This window comes from Rhodoplanes sp. SY1, assembly GCF_046000175.1.
In the GTDB taxonomy this organism is placed as follows: Bacteria; Pseudomonadota; Alphaproteobacteria; order Rhizobiales; family Xanthobacteraceae; genus Rhodoplanes.
In genome coordinates, this window is record NZ_JBEOMB010000165.1 from 1 (window position 1) to 6,856 (window position 6,856).

At 69.9% G+C, this 6,856-nt stretch carries 9 protein-coding genes; 3 read left to right on the forward strand and 6 right to left on the reverse strand.

Annotated elements, in window-relative coordinates; all coding sequences use genetic code 11:
- Positions 1-80: 80 nt before the first annotated feature.
- The 3 genes from hisH to hisB all read right to left on the reverse strand — a co-directional run bounded on the left by hisH (position 81) and on the right by hisB (position 1,891).
- Positions 81-731, reverse strand: coding sequence for an imidazole glycerol phosphate synthase subunit HisH (gene hisH / locus ABTU92_RS26830; RefSeq protein WP_408094650.1), 651 nt, complete (start codon positions 729-731; stop codon positions 81-83).
- A complete protein-coding gene (locus ABTU92_RS26835; protein WP_408094651.1) occupies positions 728-1,216 on the reverse strand; it encodes a DUF2628 domain-containing protein in 489 nt (162 codons plus the stop codon). The genes hisH and ABTU92_RS26835 overlap by 4 nt, the downstream gene beginning before the upstream one ends.
- A gap of 81 nt (positions 1,217-1,297) precedes the next feature.
- A complete protein-coding gene (gene hisB / locus ABTU92_RS26840) occupies positions 1,298-1,891 on the reverse strand; it encodes an imidazoleglycerol-phosphate dehydratase HisB (protein WP_408094652.1) in 594 nt (197 codons plus the stop codon).
- A 427-nt stretch (positions 1,892-2,318) separates the two neighbouring features.
- Between hisB and hslV the strand changes: the two genes are divergently transcribed.
- Genes hslV through hslU form a run of 3 tightly spaced genes read left to right on the forward strand, consistent with a single transcriptional unit; the run spans position 2,319 to position 4,680 of the window.
- Positions 2,319-2,894, forward strand: a complete 576-nt coding sequence (gene hslV, locus ABTU92_RS26845; protein WP_408094653.1) for an ATP-dependent protease subunit HslV — start codon at positions 2,319-2,321, stop codon at positions 2,892-2,894.
- A complete protein-coding gene (locus tag ABTU92_RS26850; RefSeq protein ID WP_408094654.1) occupies positions 2,891-3,376 on the forward strand; it encodes a GNAT family N-acetyltransferase in 486 nt (161 codons plus the stop codon). The genes hslV and ABTU92_RS26850 overlap by 4 nt, the downstream gene beginning before the upstream one ends.
- Positions 3,373-4,680 carry an ATP-dependent protease ATPase subunit HslU gene (gene hslU, locus ABTU92_RS26855; RefSeq protein WP_408094655.1) on the forward strand — a complete coding sequence of 436 codons (1,308 nt, stop codon included), beginning with the start codon at positions 3,373-3,375 and terminating at the stop codon, positions 4,678-4,680. Before ABTU92_RS26850 ends, hslU begins: the two co-directional genes overlap by 4 nt.
- A 339-nt stretch (positions 4,681-5,019) precedes the next feature.
- On the opposite strand, the gene ABTU92_RS26860 is transcribed toward hslU, so the two are convergent.
- The 3 genes from ABTU92_RS26860 to ABTU92_RS26870 form a co-directional block, all read right to left on the reverse strand.
- The gene (locus tag ABTU92_RS26860; protein WP_408094656.1) at positions 5,020-5,367 is read right to left on the reverse strand and encodes a 4-fold beta flower protein; all 348 of its coding nucleotides are present in this window, start codon (positions 5,365-5,367) and stop codon (positions 5,020-5,022) included.
- Positions 5,368-5,641: 274 nt separating this feature from the next.
- Positions 5,642-6,181: a hypothetical protein gene (locus tag ABTU92_RS26865; protein ID WP_408094657.1), complete on the reverse strand. Its 540-nt coding sequence runs from the start codon at positions 6,179-6,181 to the stop codon at positions 5,642-5,644.
- A 147-nt stretch (positions 6,182-6,328) separates the two neighbouring features.
- The coding region (locus tag ABTU92_RS26870) for a hypothetical protein (protein ID WP_408094658.1) at positions 6,329-6,856 on the reverse strand (528 nt) is incomplete at its 5' end.

A 6,856-nucleotide genomic window follows, 5' to 3' on the forward strand; every position in this document is an offset into this window, starting at 1 on the left:
CGAGCCACCCTCTCCCCGTAAACGGGGAGAGGGGTAAAGGGCAGCCTGCCGCAAGCCCGGCAACCGGGAACTCGTCTGGATCACGGGGCCCATCTCAAAAAATTGGCGATCAGCGCGAGGCCGAGCCGCTGGCTCTTTTCCGGGTGGAACTGGGTCCCGGCGGCGGTGCCGTCGGCGACGATCGCGGTGACCGGGCCGCCATAGTCGACCTGCGCCACGAGATCGGCCGGGCGGGACGGCTTCAGATGATAGCTGTGCACGAAATAAGCGTGCAGGCCATCCGGCCCGGTCGGGATGCCGTCGAGCAGCGGATGCGGCTGATCGGCGTTCAGCGTGTTCCAGCCCATATGCGGGATCTTCAGCGCGGGATCGGCCGGCGTGATCTTGTCGACCTCCCCAAGAATCCAGCCGAGCCCGTCGACGACTTCGTACTCGCGGCCGCGCTCGGCCATCAGCTGCATGCCGACGCAGATGCCGAGGAACGGCCGGCCGCGCCGCCGCACCGTCTCCTCCAAAGCCTCGACCATGCCGGACACCGCATCGAGCCCGCGCCGGCAGTCGGCGAAGGCGCCGACGCCCGGCAGCACGACCCGGTCGGCCGCCCGCACCACGTCGGGGTCGCTCGTCACCAGGATCGGCTGGTCGTGCCCGCTCTCGCGCGCCGCCCGCTCGAAGGCTTTTGCCGCCGAGTGCAGGTTCCCGGAGCCGTAGTCGACGATGGCGACCGTCATCGCCCCGCTCCCGGCAGCGGGAACAGGCCGAGAACGCCGCGCCCGGCCGGCCGCAGCCGCGGCGCCGGGGCGTCGCTCCAGGCGCGGTCGAGGTCGGCGGCCGCGTCGGCGCGCCGCGCAAAATAGCGCTGCTCGGCCGTCTCGAGGTCGTCGGCGACGACGATGCCGGCCTCGCGCCAGCCGCCGCGCAGCAGCGTCCAGCGGCGCAGCGTCGCCGATTCGAGCCCGACCAGGAGGGCGATCAGCACCGCCACGGCGAGCCGCGCGCCTCCCGGCACGCCGAGCGCCGTGTGCGCGATGCCGAAGCCGACCATCACCAGCCCCCAGCAGACGAGCACCAGCCACATCCGGTGCCGGATCATCCACAAGGGGCCGAACAGGAAGGCGCCCCAGGAGAAGCCGTCGCGCACGAAGCGGACCCGGACCGGATCGGCCGGCTGACCGTCCGGCCGGGCGGGAGGCTCCAGCACTGCATAGACTGCCATGTCGTGTCCTTCGCTGGGTCGCGGCCTCTGCTGGCCGCGGCCGCGGCCCGTCCGGCCGCGCGTCTCGTCGGCGCCGGGCCGTCAGCCGCCCAGGCTGCCCTTGGTGGAGGGGATCTCGTCCCGGGTCCGCGGGTCGATCGCGACCGCGGTCCGCAACGCCCGGGCGAGCCCCTTGAAGCACGACTCCGATATATGGTGGTCGTTGTCGCCGTACAGCGTCTCGACATGCAGCGTGAGGCCGGCGTTCATGGCGAAGGCCTGGAACCACTCGCGCACCAGCTCGGTGTCGAACGTGCCGATTTTTCCGCGCGCGAAGGCGACCCGGAAGACCAGGAACGGCCGCCCGGAGATATCGAGCGCCACCCGGGTCAGGGTCTCGTCCATGGGCAGATGGACGTCCGCATAGCGGCCGATGCCCTTCATGTCGCCGAGCGCTTTTCGCACCGCCTGGCCGAGCGTGATGCCGACGTCCTCGGCCGTGTGGTGCTGGTCGATGTGCAGGTCGCCCTTGGCCCGGATCGTCATGTCGATGCGGGAATGTCGGGCGAGCAGGTCCAGCATGTGGTCGAGGAAGCCGATGCCGGTGTCGACCGACGCCTTGCCCGTGCCGTCGAGATCGACCGCGACCTCGACGTCGGTTTCCTTGGTGGTGCGCTTCACGGTTGCGGTGCGCATGAACGACACGCCTTCCTGCCGGCCGATCGGCGGGGCGCCGAGGCCCGGCCGGGGCCGCGCCCCGGGCCTCCGCCCGATCGCGACCATTTGTCTGAACCGCCGGCCTTTTATCAGGGTGGGCAGGGTTCCGCCACTGGGGGCGGCGCGGAGGAGGAGGCTGAGCCGCGCGCTGCCGCTTTACCTCTCCCCGTAAGAGTCACCTCTCCCCGCCGCGCGGGGAGAGGTCGGATCGCATGCCAGCGGCATGCGATCCGGGTGAGGGGGCGCCTCCGTATCCCCGCCGCGCGGGGAGAGGGAGCGCAGCCGCCGTGCCCGAAAAGGTGACGCGGGCTTCGCGCCAAGTGCCCGGCCTGCGTCCGAGTTTCCCCTCGCGTTGCAAAGGGGTCGGGCCGCTCCTAGATCAGGGCGTCACCGAGGTTTCATTTTGATGTCTTCCGCACACACGCCGTCCGACCCGCCCGCGTCGTCCGCCCTCTGGCACGGCACCACGATCGTCACGGTCCGCAAGAACGGCATCGTCGCGGTCGGCGGCGACGGCCAGGTGTCGATCGGCCAGACCATCGTCAAAGGCAACGCCAAGAAGGTGCGTCGCCTCGCCGGCGGCGGCGTGATCGGCGGCTTCGCCGGCGCCACGGCCGACGCGTTCACGCTGTTCGAGCGGCTCGAGGCCAAGCTCGAGCAGTATCCGGGCCAGCTGATGCGGGCCGCCGTCGAGCTCGCCAAGGACTGGCGCACCGACCGCTATCTGCGCCGGCTGGAGGCCATGATGATCGTCGTCGACCCCAAGGTGTCGCTGGTGCTCACCGGCACGGGCGACGTGCTGGAGCCGGAGAACGGCGTGATGGGCATCGGCTCGGGCGGCAACTACGCGCTCGCCGCGGCGCGCTCCCTGATCGACACCGACCTCGATGCCGAGCAGATCGTCCGCCGGTCGCTCGCCATCGCGGCCGAGATCTGCGTCTACACCAACGACAAGGTCGTGGTGGAGACGATGACGACGTGAGTCCGACCTACCAGTTCCGTCCGTTCACGGCCGACGACCTGCCGCTGATGGCGGCGTGGCTGGCGCGCCCGCACATGGCGGAGTGGTGGGGCGACCCGGACGAGCAGCTCGCTCTGGTCGCCGACGATCTCGACCATCCCGACATGGACCAGTTTCTCGTGCTGACCGACGACGTGCCGTTCGCCTACCTGCAATGCTACCGGCTCGGCGCCTGGAACGAGGGCTTCGGGCCGCAGCCGCCCGGCACCCGCGGCATCGACCAGTCGATCGGCGAGCCCGCCATGCTCGGCCGGGGACACGGCTCCGCCTTCGTCCGTCAGTTCGCCGACGGGCTCTTCGCCGCCGGGACGCCGCGGGTGGTCACCGATCCCGATCCCACCAATGCCCGCGCGATCCGCGCTTATGAGAAAGCCGGCTTCCGCCGCGACCGCGTGGTCGCGACGCCAGACGGCCCCGCCCTCCTGATGGTGCGCGACCCATGACCGACTTCTCCCCCCGCGAAATCGTCTCCGAGCTCGACCGCTTCATCATCGGCCAGCACGACGCCAAGCGCGCCGTCGCCATCGCGCTGCGCAACCGCTGGCGGCGATTGCAGCTCGACGAGAAGCTGCGCGAGGAGGTGATGCCGAAGAACATCCTGATGATCGGCCCGACCGGCGTCGGCAAGACCGAGATCTCGCGCCGCCTCGCCAAGCTCGCCGGAGCGCCGTTCATCAAGGTGGAGGCGACCAAGTTCACCGAGGTCGGCTATGTCGGCCGCGACGTCGAGCAGATCGTCCGCGATCTCGTCGAGGTCGGCATCGCGCTGACCCGCGAGAAGAAGCGCAAGGACGTCGCGGCGCGTGCCCATCTGGCGGCCGAGGACCGGGTCGTCGACGCACTGGTCGGCGCCGGTGCGTCGGCCTCCACCAAGGAGGCGTTCCGCCGCAAGGTGCGGTCCGGCGACATGGACGACAAGGAGATCGAGATCGAGGTCGCGGCCGGCGGCGGCGGCATGCCGATGTTCGAGATCCCCGGCATGCCGGGCGCCCAGATGGGCGCCGTCTCGCTCGGCGACATCTTCGGCAAGCTCGGCGGCGGGCGCACCAAGACCCGCAAGGTCACGGTGAAGGAGTCCTACGAGATCCTGATCGCCGAGGAATCCGACAAGCTCCTGGACCAGGACGCGCTCGTGCAGGAGGCGATCAAGACGGTCGAGAACAACGGCATCGTCTTCCTCGACGAGATCGACAAGATCTGCGGCCGCGAGAACCGCGGCGGCGCCGACGTGTCGCGCGAGGGCGTGCAGCGCGACCTGTTGCCGCTGATCGAAGGCACCTCGGTGTCGACCAAGCACGGCACGGTCAAGACCGACCACATCCTGTTCATCGCCTCGGGCGCCTTCCACCTCGCCAAGCCGTCCGACCTGCTGCCCGAGCTGCAGGGTCGCCTGCCGATCCGGGTCGAGCTCAAGGCGCTGACCCGCGACGACTTCCGAAAGATCCTCACCGAGACCGAGGCGTCGCTGATCAAGCAGTACGTCGCCCTGATGGCGACCGAGGGCGTGACGCTGGACTTCCAGGAGAGCGCCATCGACGCGATCGCCGACGTCGCCGTGTCGGTGAACTCCACGGTCGAGAACATCGGGGCGCGGCGGCTGCAGACCGTGATGGAGCGGGTGCTCGACGAGATCTCGTTCGCGGCTCCCGACAGGCACGGCGAGACCGTCGCGATCGACGGCGACTACGTGAACAGCCGCGTCGCCGACCTCGCCAAGAACGCCGATCTGAGCCGGTTCATCCTGTAGCCGAGATGCGGCAGGGATCGTTATTGCCGCGATCGCTTGGTCGATTCGTCCCGTCATGGCCGGGCTTGTCCCGGCCATCCACGAACTTCCACGCGAAGGCGCAGCAAGCAAGTGCGTGGATGGCCGGGACGAGCCCGGCCATGACGACGAAATCGCTCGCGCCGTTCGTATCCCGACGTCGCCTCGAAACGGCGTACTTGCACCGCATATCGGAACGCGGCGTCAGGTCACATAGCGATGTCGGGGGAGAAAGCGACGGCGCCGGGCGCGCGTACCGCGCGGGCCCGGCCGGCCGGTCGGACGATCCGATCAGGTCCGATCAGATCATGTCGAAGAACGTCAGAACGGGAACTCGACCGCCCAGCTGGCGCTGCGGGCGGGATGCGCGGGCGGCGTCGCGCGGGCCTGGAAGCCTTCCACGACCGGCGCCTTCGGCTCGGCCGGCGGCGGCATCTGGGGCGGCCGGATGACGCCGAGCCCGAAGGCGTCGGACGCCCACACCACGACGGCGCCGCGGGTGTTGCGCATGTGGCCGTGCTTCCACCAGCCGATGTGCTGGCCGTTGCTGTCGTAGACGCTGTGCCCGTCGATGGAGGCCAGGTGGCTGCCCTGCAGGCTGATGATGCGGGCGTGCTCGGCATGGAGCCAGGCGCGCACGCGGCCCAGGCGGTCGTAGAGGGGTTCCATGGCAGTTCGATTCCGGTCCGGGGGTCGATTCGGCACGGCGTTCGGACGAGCGTCGTATCCGAGTGGTGATATATCACGTTCCGCGCTGAGCGAAAAACGCAAGAACACATACACGAGGCGCGTGATCACCCCATACGTCACCACCAGAGGCGGAACAATCACCATCTCGGGTGGTGCGAATTATCTCATGCCGCCAATTTCGGCCTAAGAAACTCTCACATAAGGGAAATTCCGACATCGAGCGTCTGCAGGCGTACCTAACGATCCGTGATCGTTAATTGCGCGAACCGCGCAAAGTTAGGCTGATCCGGGTCACGATGTCATCCCAGGCCTTCTCCTCGACCTGCGGATAGGCGACGTAGATGCAGTGCATCCGCCCCGACGCGCGGGCCGGGAAGTTGCAGCGGCTGTAGAAGATCTCGCCCTCGTTCACGCCCGAGACGGCGAAGAAGCGGTCGGTGATGCGGCGATAGTCCAGCGCCCCGGCCGGGACCTTGAGGTTGGTGCGGACGAATCGCTCGGGCGTGAAGGCCTCGTCGTTCGGCTCGACATAGACCATCAGCCGGGCGCGGCCGTCGGTCGACTGCAGCTCGACGCCCTCGCCGCGCCGCGCCGGCCCGACCTGCTCGGTGAAGATGCCGGCCGGCACGTCGACCCGGGTGCCGGCGGCATCCGTGAACACGGTCCAGCCTGGCCGCTCGAGCCCCGCGGTGCGCCCCCCGACGCCGGGGTCGGCCGCGCGCTCCTGCGCCACGGCTGCGCCGCCGAAAGCGAGCCCCAGTCCTGCCACCACTGCGCCGAGCACCGTTCGCATGCCGACCTCCAAGGGACCGCGGACGTGCGGCCGCTCTTGAAGCTTAACGGCGTCCGGCGCAGCTCGACGCACACGCTCCGATCACAAGCGGTTCACCATCCTCGCCACGGCACACGGTCCCCGGTCGGGCATCCGTCCCGGAACCCGCTACTGGCACTCCTGCGCCACCCGGTCGAGCGCCTGGGCGAGGCCCTTGAGGACGTAGACGTCGGTCGAGGCGGTGCCGCGGGCCGACATGCCCTTGATGGTGGCGTCGCCGGCGCGGCGCAGCGATTCGACGAGCCGCGGCTCCTCGGCCGCGTTCTTGATCCAGCCGCCGTCGGCCTGGGTGTAGAGCGGGAAGCTGGTCCCGCCGACCTCCAGGGTCGCGTCGGCGTTGGGCTTGAAGCCGTAGCCGAAGATCACCGAAATCTCGTCCTTCACCCGCTCGCCCGGCCGCGACGCGATGAACAGGAAGGCCGGATCGCGCGGTCGGTTGGGCGGCGTCGTCTCGGCGCGGCTCGGCTTGGCGAGCGCGAAGCACACCTTGCGGCCGCCCGGGCTCGCCGTGTAGGCGCCCCAGCCGCCGTACTGGCCGAGGAGCTGCGGCTGCGCCCCGCCCGTCATGCCGGCCGGCGGCGTCGCCGGCTGGGCCGCGGCGGGCGCCTGCGGCCGGGGGGCCGGCGGCTTCGGCTT